Below are 16,691 nucleotides of genomic sequence, written 5' to 3' on the forward strand. Positions count from 1 at the left end.
CCCACCGCCTTCGCAGCGCGGGTTCCACCTGCGTGATGCGACCTCTTCCAGTTGCTCACGCTTCCCTTACATCTTGGAGCTGATTCACCCCCATGCCAGCTACACGCCAACGCCTCAATCGCACCGAGCAACGACAGCGCACGCATGAGCGCCTGCTCGCCGCCGCGACCGTTTTGTTCCCCGAAAACAGCTACACGGCAACCTCTGTCGAGCAGATCACCGAAGTCGCCGGGTATACCCGAGGCGCAGTGCAAGGCCAATTCGGGACGAAAGCCGAACTGGCGGACGCCGTCTTGGACAGGCTGTGCCACAAGGCCATCGCCCAGGCGACGACGCAGCTGGCGCGGCTGAGGTCTACCGAGAAGATTGCCGAGGGCGAACATATGATCGAGTTGGTCATGGGGTGGTGTGAAACGGCGGTCATCGAGCGCCCCGGGGATGGATACGGCTGGAGCTTGAGGTGATGGCCGAACGGTGGCATGACGGCGATGCGGATCTTCGGAGAGATGCACACTTGGCCCTTCTCCGAGCCGCTGTCCATGACTACCTGGCCACGGCGGGCACGGGCATCGACCTGGCGGTCGATGCGGACGCGATCGTGATCGGGCTGCTATTGGTCATCCAGAACGAAGAACCGGCTGCGGTGACTGCCGGTCTCCGACCGCTGGTGCGGCATCTGCTGCGACGAAATAGTCCTGCCTACAGTCGAATCGGGCAAGGCTAAGGGCGCGGTGCGGCAGGTGCTGGTTGTCATACCGTGGGCGGGATCGCTGGTCTTTTCGGCAGTGCTGGCGTTCCGGCTGGGGTACTGGTGGAGGGGGACCGAGCTGCTGGTGCGGCATGCGGTGGGAAATGTGGCGAGGCTGGATGATCCGTGGGTAGCGGGCGACCAGCTGGCAGCGGACGCTGTCGATGATGCGGCCGAGGGGCTAAAGTTTCGATCAGGGTGGCAGGCACAGTGGTCGTGGTATAGCGAGCCGGACGCCGCCACTGAGGTATTGCCGCGGATAACCGGACATCCGGACTAGCGCCGAGGCCGACGCCGATACGACGGCCCTTTTCTATGCGTCCGAACGAGTTGCCTCATCTGGAACGGTGAAATCTGAACGTCGAAAAAATTCTGAAACCATCATTGCACGCTCGATCAGCATGGAGTCGGCAACCGACCCGGCGAGTGTCGATCGCGCGCGCTTTCCCCAATACACAACAAATACTGTTGGACAGCAGTCAAGTCACGCTGTGATACCCCACGATCCGCCAGATCGTCTCGAGGGTGCAACCACCGAAAGCCATATGCCACATAGGCAGCCATTCGGATGGCGTGATGCGTGTTCGGACCACGTGAATGCACAAGCCGGTTGTCAAAAATGACACAGCTTCCCGCCTCACCCAGGAGCGGCACTGGTGCCTCGTCGTGTACCTCCCCTATATGACTGCCAGGAAAAGCAACGGTTGCGCCATCCGATTCACGCTCCACACTCGTCAGAAAATACCCAGCCTTGAGTGAGACTCTGGGCGGAGGTCCTACAGATTGACGGCCCAGGTCACAAACCGTCTGTTTTGCATCACGATGCCATTTGAACTCGAAGTCATGAATGCTCGTTGCATTGAAGCCAGTGCACGTCAGGTGCGAATGATAGACCGATATATTCTCACCCATGATCGCCACCACTGCCGCCAGCACGTCCGGAACACTTACTAATTTGGCAAAACGGAGGTCACGATGCACAATCCCGAATTCGTGAAGATATCCACGTGTATGCCCATTATTATTACGCCAGATGGAAGTGGCCACTTCTCGTAATTCGGCAACTGATTCAGGATTTAGAACATTCGGAATAATAGTATACCCGTTATTTTCTATGGACCGCACATAAGCTGCAAGTCTCGTTGGCTCCATAGTGTCACCGCATCCTTCTGATAAGCTAGCCCAACCAAAGACTAGGAGGCGAACCCAACATATCGGCTCTCGAAAGGGAAGACATTTTTATGCGCCGCAAATGACGGTCCGACGATTCCCCGAAGGCCGCCCGTCCATGTAGACAGCGTCGGTTATCAACAATCAAGACATCGTTCGTTTGCAGCTTTATTCGCTTAGGAGAAGTGGCGTCTATGGCAGCACCCATTGCCAACAGAGCGTCTTCCGCACGTCTCGATAACGCTGACATGACATCGCGCCGCCAGCGGATCCGCCAATGTTCACCCCGTTCTGACAAGACAGTGGTTATCAGCCGATGTCCCGACCAACCCACCGCAGGAACAAATTCGAACAGCGGTACTTGCAGCAGACGGCGGGTGTCAGCTGGCAGGGACGATATTATCGAGTCGACGAGTAAAAGAATCGACTCTCCGCCATCCCTCGCGGCCTTCAAGCACCCCATAACGATAACCGAATGTGGCCGCGGATAGCCTGTCGAGTCGGTGTGGAGATCGAACTTTACCCAGTTCTCTGAATGGAGGCTCGACTCGGAGGCGGATTGAATGGCAATCTCCGAAATGAGCCGAGACGGATTTCCATTACCAATAGCACTAGGGGTACCGAACAGGGATGCTGCTGAGATAAGTTCATCGTCGTCCGCAACATTGATGCCTGACAGAACGCAAAATCCGTTGGATTCTAAGTCGCGAAGCTGATCGCCATACATCGTCAGTCAGCCTACTTGGAACCGAATTATCATAGTCCAACGCTCGCCGCTAAGTATCGGAGCGACGCCGTGTACCCATTTCTTTGTCGCTGGGAACGCAACCAGTGTGCCTATAGGCGGGCGCAGGCGTATATCAGGGCCAACAAAGAACAGTTCACCGCCAGCGTAATCGTCTGGACCGCTGAGAAAAATAACTGATGTAACGTCACCAGAAATTACTGGCTGGCTATTACTCTTAGAGCGCGCTCTTTCGATATCAGTCGGCTCGTCATGGTGCGGGATGAAGCCGACACCCGGCGGGTACCGATAAACGAGCGCGGACTGATTAGCGATACTCGAAACAGACTCGCCGAAAAAATTCTCAAGGATAGCAATCGCCGAAGATTCGATCTGCACAGTCTCTTGCTCATCCAGTTTCGAGAAATCAGTCCTGCGTTTTTGTGGATCCACCAATCCCTGATAGCTACGCGCCGCCAGCGGACTTGCTTCTGCCAACTTTCGAATAGCCAGACACTCGTCCAAATCGAGAAATCTCTCCACGACGAGTGGACCGCGTTCAAACCAATTCACTTGTGCACCTTCTGTCCCCGCCGACTAAATGCTTCAAAGGTGCGTACGGCCGCGTGCACCCCTCTTTCTATAGTAACGAAATATTCGGCTGCGGTTAAGTGCTTGTTCGGATTTGCTCCATTACCTTCGCTCGTCGGAGCTGTGCCACCACCATCGCGTTCCGTCCGCAGTATCCTCGATGACGATTCCTCGTCCACTCAGCGAGTCGCGGATCGCGTCGGCGTCTGAATAGTTGCCCGTCTTACGCAGCGCCCGCCGCCTCTCCAGTAGCGACTCTATTTCGAAATCCTCAGTTTGCGCACCATCGATATCGAATGCGCAAAAGAGCGAATTCAGGTCGACAAGCAGCTCCCAGGTCGCAGCCCCGGGCTTGACTTCGTTGCGGTTCATTTGCCGAATGAAATCGAACAGCACTGCCAATGCGCCTGGGGTATCGAAATCGTCATCCAAGCGATCCAAGATTGACTGGCGCGCATCACGAACCACAGTCAAAGCATCGTCCGAATCGTCACGAGACCGATCGACGGAACGAGCAAAATTCTCGACCCGACGCCGCGCGTTCTTAGCATTCTGTACGGCGACTTCACTAAATTCCATGGACGACCGATAATGCTGACTGAGGAAGGCGTATCGTAAAGTTCGGAAGTCAGAGTGTTCGAGCACCTCTTTGATGGTCATAAAGTTACCGGCACTCTTTGCCATCTTCGCACCGTCGACCCTCACAAGCCCAGTATGCAGCCAATACTTCACAAACGGTGTCTTACCGGACGCGGCCTCCATCTGTGCTACTTCCGCTTCGTGGTGAGGGAAGATCAGGTCTACAGCACCACCATGTAGATCATACTGAGGCCCAAAGAACGATTCAGTGATCGCAGTATCTTCAATATGCCAGCCAGGTCGCCCCTCGCCCAGATCACTAGGCCAGAATGGCTCCCCGTCCTTCCTCGATTTCCACAACGCGAAATCACCAGGGTTACGTTTCTTATCATGATGGTCGATTCGAGAGACGGAGTCCTCGTCTCTTAGCTCTCGCCTGCCCGACAACTTTCCATAGTCCGAAAACGTCGACAGATCGAAATACCACCCATCATCCAATTTGTAGGCGTGTCCATGGTCGATCAGCTGATGTATCTGATTGACGATCGCGGCGATATAGTCGTGCGCTCGCGCGTACACGTCAACGCTCGTATTGCTCAACGACATCATATCGCTGCGATACTCTTCTTCGAACTTCGTAGCTAAGTCACTGGGACTCATATTCAGTTCTCTCGCACGCGCGATGATCTTGTCATCAACGTCAGTAATATTCTGCAAATAGGTCACCTCGAACCCACGGAAGCGCAGATAGCGAGCGATGAAATCGAACTGGGTGTACGTCTTAGCGTGCCCGATATGGCTTGATCCGTAAACCGTCGGGCCACACACAAACATCCGAACTACATCCTTCGTGGCTGGCACAAAGGGCTCCTTAGATCGGGAAAGTGTGTTGTAAACGCTAATTGCCATTTGAAGTCTCCGTTTTATTGCCGCTGCGCCTAATAGCTGTTACCGCATCCGTCCATTGTGTTATCGAGTCGACGGCGCCTATAGCAGTATCGAGCTCAGCGCGATTAGCGGATAATGTATAGTTTATCACATTTCGGACCATTTCCTTAGTGCCCGGCTCATACTCTGCGCAGATTTGATCCGCAAGAGTTGAGGGGCTCACTTCGATGCAGGATTGGAAACGACGCCGCTTTTCGACAACCTCGTCGCCCGAAGTGGCTAGCCCAGGCATCCTATTACACAGCTCTTCGAGAGCAGCTATCCGACGCTCCAGATCTTCCGCAGACGTTGGATCGCATCTCAACGCTGCCTCCAGGAGTGCCTTTGAGTTTCCACTCCACTGATCGAGGATTGCCGCTAGGTCGACGAACTTCCACTTTTTGTTTGATATGAATTTGCCGCTCTGCGCGAATGCATAGTCAAGGACTTCCTCGACAGCATGGTTCAAAACATAATGCCCGGCAGCAGCTCCGTGACGCTTAGCTTGCCGCAGTGGCATTTCACGTATGTCCCACGTTATTCTATTCGAGAGTCGCGCCGTTTCATTGGTCAGATGCTCCTGACCGGACTGAACTTTCCGGCTCACAAGTTCGCTGAACCGACCATCGCGGTCGAAGACAATCTCGCGCTTGTTCGCATAAACATCGCACTTTTCTCCGTCCCAAGCTGTTCGCGGATCGTTCTCGTAGTCGAAAATAAGCTGGTGAACATTCACTTCCATTTCTCCCCAGCTGACAGGGACATGGAACATAAAGTTTGGAACCCAACTAGGTATGCGATCGGACAGGAGCCGATACGTGTCTACAACTCGAGGCCGCCACTCTTCGGAATACATCGGAATATCAAGGACCAGTGAGATATCGAAGTCTGAGTGCTCATCGAACCGAGTCTTGCAGGCCGTAAAGTCAGCAGCAGACGACAGGATCGAGACAGCCTGAACACCTGGCTTTGCAACGAGGGCACTGACGAACGGCGACATGACCGAACGTGCGCGCTGCCACATGGACTCGGACGGCGGCGGAATCATCGGGCCATCGTACCGTGGTAGCAGACGCTGCTAGCACGCGACCTGGGGCTGTCCTAAAGCCGCTAGCAGCGCTTCGACTACTGCGTGGCCGTCTCGATCGAGCGACTGCCCATCGTCGGTTGCGAGACTTTTGTGGCATGCGATTCTGGCCAGAACCGCTCCGCTTTCGACAGTGATGCCAGTACGTGGCAGGCCACCAACGTAGTACTCGTCAGCACCACAATCTAGCAGTCCAATCCCAAAGCGCCGCCAGGCTAGGTTGCGTTCGTCATCAAGGACGTATATTCCTGCCGACAGGCTATGAGCTATACGCACCGGGCCATACCTATTGCGCACGACGAGCTGTGTCCCCTGGAGGTCACCAGATACTGGCTGGGTGGAGACGGTTGATCCATTTAGGGCAAGGACATGACTAACTTGCATTGGCAAAACTCCGCGCGAGACTTCCATCTCTCCCAGGAGCCAGGTCGATGCCTGTATCCGGCCGTTGATTTCTAGAACCAGCAAGCCACCGTCACCGACAGCAAAATCGACGCCAAATATACCGAGGTAGCCGTGATTGAGAAGTTCTTGCCCGATGCTGCTAGTCAAGCAAGCTGACTCCTTCGCATACAACGAAGGAAGCGAATTCGCCAATCCAAAGTCAGTGCCACAATAAACACCGAAGCCCGCTCCGACACTTGATATGTTCGATAATTGCACCGAAGGAGGGCTGACAGCTACACCGCCTCTGCCAGCTAGACCGTGAGTGTTTATTGTTAAGGCGCCTGAATATCTGCTGGCAAGCCAAACTGGAACAGACGGGTAGCGCGTTACTATCTTATCTATATCATCTTCAGTGCGTACGCAGAACGTCCCGATGCCTGACGATCCGGTTGGTGTCTGAACCACCATTCGTTCGCCAAGTATCTTCTCTAGCCGCTTATATTGCAATTGGCGACTGTCTACTACGACTGACTGCGGTACGGGTATTTGAAGTCTTCGTAACCACTTTCTTGTCTCGATCTTGTTGGTAAGAACTGCCGATGGTGGCCGATCCAAACCGGGAGGAAGAAGTATTCGGCCGGGTCGACCATTCGTCGCTTTTCGCCACTCATCTGTTAGTTGATAGGGCGCTAAAATCAAGCTGGGAGCCGTCAGCTTCGACTCGTCAATGTGGTCGAGTAATGCGTCCGCATCTTGTCCTCGCCAACGTGACCGTCGACCCGTCCGCTCTTCTACGGAGGCCAGCCTCACATCAAAGGCTTCCCCCCAGCCTTCGTCGGCGGCCTCACAGGACCACAAGCTGCGAAGCAAATCGAGTCTCATGAGTGGAAGTAAGTCAATCGGCCTATTTGAAACTCCCGCCATTCGACGACGGAATGGTTCGAGCTCGGAAGCCAACGTCTTCATGTGCCGAAGGTTCCAGTTCTAACCGCTGTTTGGCTTCGGCAAATATTTGCGCAACTCTCCTGCCACGCCACCGTGCGTACGCTGAATATTAGTCAGGCCAGGGCTACTGTTTCCCTCTATAATTACCGGGCCATCTTCTGTAATGGCGATATCCCAGCCTATGTAGGGCACCTCAGGGAATAAGGCTGCGCATCTTTTTGCAATCCCTACTAGTTCGTGTATTGAATCCAGCTTGCGCCCTTCGAATCGGACACCGTTCTCAGGATGAACCCTATGAACGGAAAACGATTCGTCGTATGCCTGCGGTGCCAGCGCGCCAGTCTCGATATCCATAGCTAAATATAGACCGCCAACATGCGCATTGTCGGCAGGCTGATCACCGCGGCCTAGCTTCAGAATGCAGTACCGCACAGATGGCTCGTGAAGTTCATTGAACGTTGTAATCGTGCGGATGGTGTTCACCGACGCGCTGTGTAGCTCGTTCATAAAGGAGCTTTGGGCGACGAACTCTTCGATGATCGCCGAGCCATACAGCAAGGAGTACCGAGAAGCAGAAAAAGTTGAGCCGTCCTGGTTGCAAACATTCCCATTGACGAACTTCAATATGTGAACACCCTCACCCCCACTTGAGTATTGTGACGGTTTAATGACAACCTGCTGATGTTGCGAAATCAAAGTATTGAGCTTTTCGGTGCCAATTGGCAGCCCCTTTGTGTCGAACCACTTTTTTCCGTTCCCGTATGCTATGAGTGCTGGCTGCGGTATCCCTGCGGCGGTGAGTATATTTTTACAGACGAGCTTGTCGTCAAGCAGCACGGTTTCTGTATTTATTGCAGGGAGGATTCGATAGTAGAGGACGGTCTCTGGCAGGTACCCGAAAATTTCGTTGAATCGGACACGGCGATCGTAAAGTCCGTATCGCATATAGTGAAATGGAATGCACCGCCACTTTAAAGTGAGTGCTACGAGCTCAACGAGGAGGTTCGCAGTCGATTTTCTGGTTTTACACTTGCGGAATGCTGGCCAGTATGCAACGCGAGTTCGCATCAATTGGTATCGCAACCAAGCCGTTGCTACCAACTTAGGCCCTATCGTGACACGGTATCTGTACTCGCGATTCCGCATTAGCGTGTTGAAATTCATCAACGCTACACATCCGCAGCGGCGTCTATACCCAAGAGATCCAAAACCCCACGGAGTCCCTCAGCCGCGTTTGGTGAACTGTTGCCAAGAATCGTTGCTTGTACCATTTCTTGCAGAACGCGAATTGCCTCGGGGGCGTTTAGATCGTCGTTGAGGGCCGCGATGATCCGCTCTCGAAATGGCCTTGGGTCTCCGCCGGATGGCTGCCTCAACGCTTGCCGGATTCCGGCAAGCAGATCGACTGCCTGAGCTAATAGATCATTTCGCCACTCGCCTCCACTGCGGTAGTGATAGCTCATTAGTGCGATACGCAGAGCCGCAGGCTCAGTTTGTTGGAGAATATCACGGACGAATACAAGGTTTCCGAGCGACTTTGACATCTTATCGCCGCCAAGGAGCATTGGTGCCGCATGCATCCATGTTTTGACAAAGGGATCGTGCCCGAGTGCAGTGCTCTGCGCATTTTCGCATTCATGATGAGGAAAGATGAGGTCGGTTCCGCCACCGTGAATGTCGATATCTGCCCCAAGGTATTGGTTTGACATGACAGAACACTCAATATGCCAGCCGGGGCGTCCATAGCCGACTTCCGTGCTCCAAGCGGCGACGTCCGTTTCGTCGACTATGGCTCGCCACAAGAGAAAGTCAAGTGGATTACGCTTCCCCTTGCGTTCGGGGTCTCCGCCACGACTGGACGAGAATGTGTTCTTCAATTTATCAGAGTAACCACTGATGGCACCGAAAGACGTACTCTGCGTGATATCGAAATATATATCGCCTTCGAGTTCGTACGCCACGCCTCTATTCAATAGCTTCTTTACCGCTTCGGCGATTTCGAGGATGTGATCGCTCGGCTTGGGCTCAACAGCCGGGTCTAACAGGTTCAAAGCACGCATCATTGTGGAGAACTCCGCAGCCTGCTGCTTTGCTAGATCAAGATAGTTCATACCCAACTCCCGCGCCTTAACGTACATCGGCTCGTCCACATCAGTGATATTTCTGACGAGATGTACATTTGCGCCAGCCGCCTCTGCGTGCCGTCTCACGAGGTCGTAGGTCAGGAATGTAAAAGCGTGGCCGATGTGCGCTGAATCATAGGGGGTTATTCCACATACGTATATGCGCAAATCTTTTGTGTGGTCAACTTCGGTAAACCCTTTAGCAGCGGTGTCGAAGACTCGCAATTCGATGCCCCTATCCCATCCGGACCATTATTAAACTAGGCACTTCGCCTAAATATACCTGATTACACACCTGACAGTACGAATCCCGGTGTTTCAACCACGCTGATTGGTTTCCTGGTGCCCAGCACGCTTCTCCTCTACCGTCTGTCGGCGACTGTACCCGTCAAACCTCCGATCGACCTGTTGCCCCTGGCGGCTTGCCATGCCTATCCCAGCACGATGGCTAGCGTGAGGATTGCGCGCGAGTAGTCACCATGCGACAGTCCGGATGATCTGCTCGTTCGCGCCATTGCTGGCCGTCTCCCTGCCGAGCCAGAAGTGACAAGGCGACAAGCCGATCGGGTGACAGCGCGAGCACGCTGGCCGGACTAATCGCCGTGTCAGCGATGTGAGCGGCGATGTCGATGGACAGGGTCATTGCAGCTGGCTGCAGCCGGGACGATTGAGGGAAGGCGTCGTCGCGGCAGGATAGCGCTCTCCGGCGCAAAGCCCGCACCATCGGGTACGGCAGAGTGGCGACAGGGCCCCCGCGGACGGCATGTCGTGCGCTACGGTCCGGTCCGCTACCCGCTGGCAGATGCCTATCCACCCTCATTCGACCAGGACGCGGGCGAACGGCCGGTAGCCGGGATGCGATCCGACGCGATGTCCGGGCTGCGGAACGTCACATGACATGCCCTCGAAGTTTGGTAGATATGCCTTGCCACGCGACGCTGTCCGCCTTGGCAGTCCAGCCGATGGCGGGCCAGTCGACCAGCGTGACCGTGGTGATGCCCGAGGGCACAACGCGCAGGTTGCCGGGGACCGCACTGGCGTGATCAAGCGGACCGACGAGATCGAGGCCGGCCCGGTCGGCACGCGCACCGTCCGCATCGTGGCTGGTGACGAACTCGGCGAAGCAGCGAGTACGCTTTTTAGTTTCGCGAGCATTTCATTTCCGAATCGGTCCGGTGTTGCGTATCTATGGGGCAGATCGAAAAATCTCCGCGGAACATGTACGCACCCTGGTAAGGCAGTACATCAGGATTCGAGTCCTGTCTCCTCGCTGTCACCTGGAAGTGCTTGCTTCCGTTGTCTACGGTTACCGACTCCCTTTGTGTGCCCACTATGTAGTCGACTACGATATCGAACTGCACATTATACTTCGTCACCTGCAGTGGCATGACAACACTTTCATGGTCATCATTGTGGACGGTGATGTTGGCTTTGTCGAAATACGGGTCACCTGATATCCAGGTTTGGTTCGGGCCGTGATCAGTAACTTTCCGCGCAATAGGATTAGGGGCGTCTAGGTCGACAATCATCTCAAGAGTGTCGGGATTCCCCTGCCCGCCAAGCAAGAAAATAGTACCTTGCAGGGGATCAGACCGCTTGATATTCACTGGGCGAATATCGAGAACCCGAACCTCCTGATTGCGCTGTCCGGTGAGAATCACTCCGAGTTTGACCGGCGGAACACGTATGCCACCAGCACCATAGAGGTCCCTCGCAAACCCGTCGTCCGCCGCCGCTCCCTGCATGGACAGATATTTCGAAGGTACTTGATACTGGCCCGGCACCACCATGGAAAATCCATCACCATCGCGTTCGTATAGCTTTGCGTCGACCACCAAATCAGGGCCGGTCGGACTGGTGGTGCCGTGACCGCCTGCGACCTTCACAAGCGTCACGACAACAACGAGCACAGCAACTACCGCGAACGCCGCGAATCCACCTATCCATTGCCTTTTTGGACGCTTTTGTTTGGGTCGCTTTGGCCAGTTATGGATTATCTGTTGCCCGTGGGGGCCAACGATCACATTATCGGTCCATCGCACGTCCACGTTAGGCGGTTGCGGTTCTGGCCGTTCATTAGTCATTCGAATCAGTCTCGTTAGTCCTGGTGATTATTGTCGCGTCTGCGGCTCAGTTAAGATCGCAAGTACATTGTCTGCAACTTTTGACTTGGTGCTGTTGTGGACGAGATACAGGGTGCCTACGTCGCAGTAATGCTTATCCGTCCGTTCCTCAATGCTGGGCTTCCCTATGCATGTCGGCGTGTCCAGAGACACGTACGAGTGATCGCCAGTGAACCGGATCATGGTCGCGGCAGGGGCGGTGTCGTGGTGCCACTCCATGGTCGCCGGATCGAGCGTCCACCACGTGTTGATGTCGGCTGACACCTTCTGAGACCGCTGGCGCTCGGTTTCGGTAGCCAGGGTTTTGTCCTCGGCCACGCAGCGCCACGTTGTGACCGGAACGTGGAAGTTGCCGTCGAGGCCCCACCAGGGGATGCCCAGATTGACACCGAAGTCGCTATCGCTTGCCGAGCCGGACGGCTTAACGGGCGGTGGTTCGACCGGGCGCGTGTGCCCGTCCATGGTCAGCAGCGATGCGGTGCCGCGCTGAGCACATGAACCAATGCCCGTTCGCTTGTTGGTCACGAGCAGTACCCGCTGGTGCCCGAGCGGAGCGGTGTCGACATCACCGGAGGTACTGGGCTGATCCACGCGGTAGCCGACATCCCCCGCCGCAGACGCCAGCACCTCCCCGCCGGTCAGACCACCCTTGATCGTCTCTCCTACCAAAAAGGTGGCCCTGACAAGGAAATGAGACCGCGTGCCGAGCTCCAGCTGCTGGGCGTAGAACTTCATCGGATCGCCAACAGGGCTGGGCTGCGATGTACCGAGATCGAAGCGCAGCAGCTGCGTGTTCGGCTCCGGCACAACCTTATTGACGGGAGCGAAAGCCGTATTTGCCGTCGACGACTGCATTCCCTTGCGTAACACCGCGATCTGATTGCCGTCCAGCGCAACAAGATCCTTGCAGCTCTCACAGCGGGTGCTTGATTGTTCGCCGGTCCTCGTGTTGATCGCGATCAGGTCGGCATTAGTGGGCGTCTTGGGATCTGGGAGCGACAGCAGCGCAACGTAATCGCCGGTGCTCGTCCAGACAACTCTGTTCATCTGGGCGAAGGCGGAGTAAGAGAAGATCCGAGGCAGCCTGGCTACGATCCGATCACCGCGCAGCACCACCAGTTCCTCGGGCGTGTAGTAGGCATAGGCGAGCGCCGGACCAGCCGGCGCCGCAAAGGAGTCGTCATCCGACGCCCGGTAGATGATCACTGCCACCGCGGTAACGGTCAGAAGGACGACAGCACCGACGATCGACAGCAGTTTCCACAGCTTCATTGATCCCTCCCGGCCTTCGGTTACTGGTTGGCCTGAGGATCGGCTGGTGACCATGTCCAGTCGGCGTTTTGGGAGTAGAGCACTTCGTAGCCCGAGTAGCGGTAGCCACTCCTTGTTTCGGGTGCCGCTGCCGTCACGTGGAATGGCTCGCCCGCAGGTGCAACGTCGGTATAGACGGTGCCTCGGCTGGTGGTCACGTAGACACGCAGCTGGAACGTGCAGCTGTAGTGCTGGGTGAAGGCGCCGATGGTGAAGGTCTCGGTGTCGCCGGGGCCGAGCTTCACCGTCTGCTTGTCGAAATACCCTGGCCCGGCAAGCCGGTACTTATCCTCGCCATCGTTGAACATCTCCTGCACCACCGGATCGGCAACGTCGAGATTCACGCCAATCTGAGCATTGAGTTCGGTGTTTCCCTGGCTCCAGCCTTGAAAGACTGTCCCGTTGATGGGTGTGCTGCATTGTTTCTGAACAGCCATCCGGGTGATGCTGACTGGCTCGTTGATGATGTTGCGCAGCGTGAAGGTGGTGATGCCGATGCCGACTGGTATCCCGTGGTAGTTCTGGTAGAGGTCGGAGACGTCGGCCTTCTGAAAAGCAGCAGGGTCTTTCTTGTCCTTGTCGGCGAGAACGAAATGCTTGTCCCCGGGAATCGGGTGGAGTTGTGTCACCTGGTCTAGGTGCAGGGGCGACCATTTGTCCGAGGCTGCGATGGCGGCGATCGGTGACAGCGTCGGTGACGGTACAAGCGGTGCCGCGGACGTGCCGGTGGTCGAGCGGCCCGTCGCCGTCACGACGGCAATGGCAATGGTCGCGACAGCGAGCGTCACCACAGTGCCGAGGGCGGCCACAACGGTCTTCTTGGGTAGTGTTTGGTGCCAATGGATCTGGCCGTTGTGGCCGACGATAATATTCTGCGACTTGTCTATCTCGATGGCCGATGGAGTAGGTTGCTTCTGCGTTGGGCTCGTAGGATCGGGGTCGGTGCCACCGGGCGACGGTTCGTCCGTTCGTTTACTCATTTTGCCGCCGGGTAGTCATGGTGGAGCTGCTCGATCTCGGCTGACCTCGTTGCCGGGATCTGATATAGCCGGTCGAGCACGGAGGCGTTCTTCTGTTGGCATGGCAGCTGGCTGGAGTTCGGTGGGCTGCCGATGCTGAAGCGTTCTGCGCCGGTGCCCGACGTGGTCAGCAGGGCCACGTTGCCGACGTCGAAGCGTGAGTCGTCATCGAAAACGAGCGTGATATGCGCGCCGATCACCAGCGAGGTGACTTCGGGCTGCTTGTCTGGACCAAGGGTCAGGGTGAGGCGATCAACCTTGCCGGCTTCGATGATGAACCGCATGCCGTGGCTTTTGGAAAAGGGCCGAGCAGGCGTGTCCGGCGGTGACGGGAACGTGATGTCGTAGTTGGCTGTTACGAGTCCCGGGCCGGAGCCAGTGCAATTGAAGAGCGTTTCCACGTACGTGAACTCAACGTCCGCGCGGACGATGACGGCTGGTGCGTTGCCGGTGTTCTTCAACGTGATATCCACGGGCGTGACGTCAATGGACGTCGCCTGCTGCGGATACCCCAGCAGCTTCCGGTCGGCATCGAGTAAAGCTGGATCCGCGACAGCTAGCCCGGACAGCTCGACTTTCGGACGTGGATCCGGGAGTGCGGGCGCGGCAACCTGAACTGTCTGATGGTCAGGGTCTGGGAACAGCACATACGTTGAGATGCCCACCGCCAACACGGTGACGACCGTGCCGATCACGATCCACGCCAACGTTCGATGATCCCGGAAGAGATTGTTGATGGTGCCATGTTCGCCGACGATGAAGTTGTTGGAGTGCTGAACCTCAACTGTCGACGGCTTGGGCTGGTCAGTTTCCTCGTTCAACGACGAGCCCTCCGTTGTTCGATACGGCATCGGGATCAGTGGCCGTCGACCCGCTGCCTGTGTGTTCGACGTGTGCCGACAACGTCAGTGGATGGAAGGCAAAATAGGAGTAGATTCCGGCCAGTCTGATGGACAGTCTCGTGTTGTCATTGAGCTGGGCGACGGCAGTCCTGCTAATTGATCCCCTGGTGTCAAACTTTCCGCCGACGTCGGTGATCGGTGTGCTTGTGCATTCCCACGCAGGCACGGGTGAGGTTGTCGTGCTGCTGCGCAACGTCGCGGTGATGCGAAAACGTGCCTTCGGGTCCTCAGCGGCAGTTTCGATCACAACCATGGATTGATCTGCGACTGGTCGCTCAGACAGGTTCAATTGAACCTGTAGTTCGTTCCTAGTGTAGATTGCGCACATTCGCTGTATGGAAGGATCACCACCACCGTCGCGGCAGGTTTCTTTTGCTGGTGCTGCGTCTGGCGTCAGGATGGCAGCGTACCGCTCGTGCAGAGCCTCAAGAATTGCCGGGCGCTTGGCTTGTATCCGGTATAGGTCGTCCAAGAGTTTCGAGTTCTGTTCAACGCATCTTTGATCACGCGCTTCGTCTATCTGACGCTGGAACGCCTGAATATTAGTGACGACTGCAACATTGCCCAGGTCAAGGACGTTAGCCGAACCATCATGAATAAGGGCCAAATGCCCAACCAAAACATATGGCTTAGCGAAGGAAATTGTCTGCACGCTAGGCCCGAACGAATAAGTCATCCGATCGGTCGAACCAGCCTTTACCTCGAACCGAATATCCGAAGTGATATTGTACGGCAGAGGCGGAATCGGTGTGGGTACCTTTGCCATGTAGTTGGCTGTCACTCGTACTGGTCCCCCACCCGCCGTGGCGCAATCGTCCAGTTGCGCGGCGTAAAGAATTTCGGCTTTGCCTGCGGTGATCAGAGCTGGAGCGTTACCGTTGTTTTTCAATGTGATGTCAGCTGTTGTCACACCGAGCGATGTTTTTCCGTGTGGCTGAGTAGGGTCTGCCGCATCGAAGGCGTCTGCGTCGATCTCACCGGGCGCGCTGGCTTCCACCGCTGCGGCTTCGAGCACTTGATGTGGCGCATCGGGCCATAGAAGCGTGGTCGACACGGCGACAGCAGCAATGGCAAGTAACGCACCGATGACGATGAGAATCCGTGTGCGCGGGTCGCGCCAGTTGTGGATGGTCTGCCGACCGTGCGGGCCGACGATGACGTTCGTTGCACCCGACACCTCGATGCCTGGCTGCCGATCGGCCGAGTCTGGTTCGTTGCTCACCTTCACCGGCCTTGGATTGAGGCGTACTGATTACGCATGTAGTCGAGTTCATCCGCTCGTACAGCGTTGAACTCGTACAGCTTGTTGACCCGGTCGGCATTTCGCTTTACGCACGGCATGTCGTACCAAAAATTCTTGTCCACAGTCTTAGCTCCCTCCCCAGGTCTGACGACCAAGGCCACGTTGCCAATATCAAGCGGCTTGCTGTCATTGTCGTGGGTCAAAGATATGTGTAGTACGTAGATTGACGGCGTAAGCGTCGAGAGGGATTCGTGTTGGGGTCCGACCGTGATTGAGAACCGATCGGCCGACACCGGCTTGACCTCGAAGCGCATGTCTCGGTCGACACGGAAAGGTGGACCCGATACAGTGGCCGGGAGAAACACACTGTACTGAGCATTGGCGGTGATCGAGTCGCCCTGATGTGGACAGTTTTCCATCTGCTGGCCATATAGAACGTCTATGTGAGCGGTCGTGATCAGAGCAGTATCTTGCCCATGATTCTTCAGCGTGATATCTATGGCGGTCGCATCAACCTGATCATGCTTCTGGAAGATCGATGCATCATAGATGTCCGCGTCGATCTTGCTCGGTTTGGCGACTTCAAGTGCCGCGAGCTGAAGGTCTTCATGGGGCGTGTTCGGCTGAAGTGCATAGACAACCCCAGCACCTGTCAGTAAGGTCACCGCTATGCCGACGGTTATCAGAAGGCGTGTTCGCCTATCGCGCCAGAAATGGTTGATCTGCCTACTGTGTGCGCCGACGGCGACGTTCGTTCCACTGATCTGAGTTATGCGGTGATCTTCACCGGCTGGATCCCCCCTCATCTATAC

At 56.0% G+C, this 16,691-nt stretch carries 16 protein-coding genes; 2 read left to right on the forward strand and 14 right to left on the reverse strand.

Annotation, left to right across the window (positions count from 1 at the left end; translation table 11 throughout):
- The first annotated feature begins 92 nt into the window (after window positions 1-92).
- Both ON44_RS25160 and ON44_RS25165 read left to right on the forward strand, forming a co-directional pair.
- Window positions 93-464, forward strand: a complete 372-nt coding sequence (locus tag ON44_RS25160; protein ID WP_051182422.1) for a TetR/AcrR family transcriptional regulator — start codon at window positions 93-95, stop codon at window positions 462-464.
- A gap of 50 nt (window positions 465-514) precedes the next feature.
- Window positions 515-724: a hypothetical protein gene (locus tag ON44_RS25165; protein WP_157187309.1), complete on the forward strand. Its 210-nt coding sequence runs from the start codon at window positions 515-517 to the stop codon at window positions 722-724.
- 420 nt (window positions 725-1,144) lie between these two features.
- On the opposite strand, the gene ON44_RS54095 is transcribed toward ON44_RS25165, so the two are convergent.
- The 14 genes from ON44_RS54095 to ON44_RS25210 all read right to left on the reverse strand — a co-directional run bounded on the left by ON44_RS54095 (window position 1,145) and on the right by ON44_RS25210 (window position 16,685).
- Window positions 1,145-1,900, reverse strand: coding sequence for a phytanoyl-CoA dioxygenase family protein (locus ON44_RS54095; RefSeq protein ID WP_083898125.1), 756 nt, complete (start codon window positions 1,898-1,900; stop codon window positions 1,145-1,147).
- 25 nt (window positions 1,901-1,925) lie between these two features.
- Window positions 1,926-2,645, reverse strand: a complete 720-nt coding sequence (locus ON44_RS54100; RefSeq protein WP_083898126.1) for a TauD/TfdA family dioxygenase — start codon at window positions 2,643-2,645, stop codon at window positions 1,926-1,928.
- Window positions 2,646-2,651: 6 nt separating this feature from the next.
- On the reverse strand, window positions 2,652-3,215 hold the full coding sequence (locus ON44_RS48580; RefSeq protein ID WP_083898127.1) for a 2OG-Fe(II) oxygenase: 564 nt from the start codon (window positions 3,213-3,215) through the stop codon (window positions 2,652-2,654).
- Window positions 3,216-3,335: 120 nt separating this feature from the next.
- Window positions 3,336-4,721: a cysteine--tRNA ligase gene (cysS, locus tag ON44_RS25175; RefSeq protein WP_040694383.1), complete on the reverse strand. Its 1,386-nt coding sequence runs from the start codon at window positions 4,719-4,721 to the stop codon at window positions 3,336-3,338.
- Complete coding sequence (locus tag ON44_RS50460) at window positions 4,711-5,787, reverse strand: hypothetical protein (protein WP_157187310.1); 1,077 nt, start codon at window positions 5,785-5,787, stop codon at window positions 4,711-4,713. The genes cysS and ON44_RS50460 overlap by 11 nt, the downstream gene beginning before the upstream one ends.
- 30 nt (window positions 5,788-5,817) lie before the next feature.
- On the reverse strand, window positions 5,818-7,179 hold the full coding sequence (locus tag ON44_RS48585; protein WP_083898128.1) for an ATP-grasp domain-containing protein: 1,362 nt from the start codon (window positions 7,177-7,179) through the stop codon (window positions 5,818-5,820).
- An 18-nt stretch (window positions 7,180-7,197) separates the two neighbouring features.
- Window positions 7,198-7,995 (reverse strand): sugar-transfer associated ATP-grasp domain-containing protein, encoded by a 798-nt coding sequence (locus ON44_RS48590; protein ID WP_169338097.1) that lies wholly within the window; start codon window positions 7,993-7,995, stop codon window positions 7,198-7,200.
- A gap of 332 nt (window positions 7,996-8,327) precedes the next feature.
- A complete protein-coding gene (locus tag ON44_RS25185; RefSeq protein ID WP_051182424.1) occupies window positions 8,328-9,506 on the reverse strand; it encodes a class I tRNA ligase family protein in 1,179 nt (392 codons plus the stop codon).
- A gap of 914 nt (window positions 9,507-10,420) precedes the next feature.
- Window positions 10,421-11,365 (reverse strand): hypothetical protein, encoded by a 945-nt coding sequence (locus ON44_RS50465; protein WP_157187313.1) that lies wholly within the window; start codon window positions 11,363-11,365, stop codon window positions 10,421-10,423.
- Between the two features lie 27 nt (window positions 11,366-11,392).
- Window positions 11,393-12,676, reverse strand: a complete 1,284-nt coding sequence (locus tag ON44_RS25195; protein WP_040694390.1) for a hypothetical protein — start codon at window positions 12,674-12,676, stop codon at window positions 11,393-11,395.
- Between the two features lie 20 nt (window positions 12,677-12,696).
- A complete protein-coding gene (locus ON44_RS25200) occupies window positions 12,697-13,695 on the reverse strand; it encodes a hypothetical protein (RefSeq protein ID WP_040694393.1) in 999 nt (332 codons plus the stop codon).
- The gene (locus ON44_RS25205; RefSeq protein ID WP_040694395.1) at window positions 13,692-14,555 is read right to left on the reverse strand and encodes a hypothetical protein; all 864 of its coding nucleotides are present in this window, start codon (window positions 14,553-14,555) and stop codon (window positions 13,692-13,694) included. Before ON44_RS25205 ends, ON44_RS25200 begins: the two co-directional genes overlap by 4 nt.
- The gene (locus ON44_RS50470) at window positions 14,539-15,858 is read right to left on the reverse strand and encodes a hypothetical protein (RefSeq protein ID WP_157187314.1); all 1,320 of its coding nucleotides are present in this window, start codon (window positions 15,856-15,858) and stop codon (window positions 14,539-14,541) included. The genes ON44_RS25205 and ON44_RS50470 overlap by 17 nt, the downstream gene beginning before the upstream one ends.
- A 2-nt stretch (window positions 15,859-15,860) precedes the next feature.
- Entirely contained in the window at window positions 15,861-16,685 is an 825-nt protein-coding gene (locus tag ON44_RS25210) for a hypothetical protein (protein ID WP_040694398.1), read from the reverse strand.
- Between the last annotated feature and the right edge of the window lie 6 nt (window positions 16,686-16,691).

Source organism: Nocardia vinacea NBRC 16497 (genome assembly GCF_000308835.1).
In the GTDB taxonomy this organism is placed as follows: Bacteria; Actinomycetota; Actinomycetes; order Mycobacteriales; family Mycobacteriaceae; genus Nocardia; species Nocardia vinacea.

Excerpts from the sequence above, each read along its gene's own strand:
- ON44_RS25160 (WP_051182422.1), top strand. The coding sequence starts at position 93 with ATGCCAGCTACACGCCAACGCCTCAATCGCACCGAGCAACGACAGCGC.
- ON44_RS54095 (WP_083898125.1), bottom strand. The coding sequence starts at position 1,900 with ATGGAGCCAACGAGACTTGCAGCTTATGTGCGGTCCATAGAAAATAAC.
- ON44_RS54100 (WP_083898126.1), bottom strand. The coding sequence starts at position 2,645 with ATGTATGGCGATCAGCTTCGCGACTTAGAATCCAACGGATTTTGCGTT.
- cysS (WP_040694383.1), bottom strand. The coding sequence starts at position 4,721 with ATGGCAATTAGCGTTTACAACACACTTTCCCGATCTAAGGAGCCCTTT.
- ON44_RS50460 (WP_157187310.1), bottom strand. The coding sequence starts at position 5,787 with ATGATTCCGCCGCCGTCCGAGTCCATGTGGCAGCGCGCACGTTCGGTC.
- ON44_RS48585 (WP_083898128.1), bottom strand. The coding sequence starts at position 7,179 with ATGAAGACGTTGGCTTCCGAGCTCGAACCATTCCGTCGTCGAATGGCG.
- ON44_RS50465 (WP_157187313.1), bottom strand. The coding sequence starts at position 11,365 with ATGACTAATGAACGGCCAGAACCGCAACCGCCTAACGTGGACGTGCGA.
- ON44_RS25195 (WP_040694390.1), bottom strand. The coding sequence starts at position 12,676 with ATGAAGCTGTGGAAACTGCTGTCGATCGTCGGTGCTGTCGTCCTTCTG.
- ON44_RS25200 (WP_040694393.1), bottom strand. The coding sequence starts at position 13,695 with ATGAGTAAACGAACGGACGAACCGTCGCCCGGTGGCACCGACCCCGAT.
- ON44_RS25210 (WP_040694398.1), bottom strand. The coding sequence starts at position 16,685 with ATGAGGGGGGATCCAGCCGGTGAAGATCACCGCATAACTCAGATCAGT.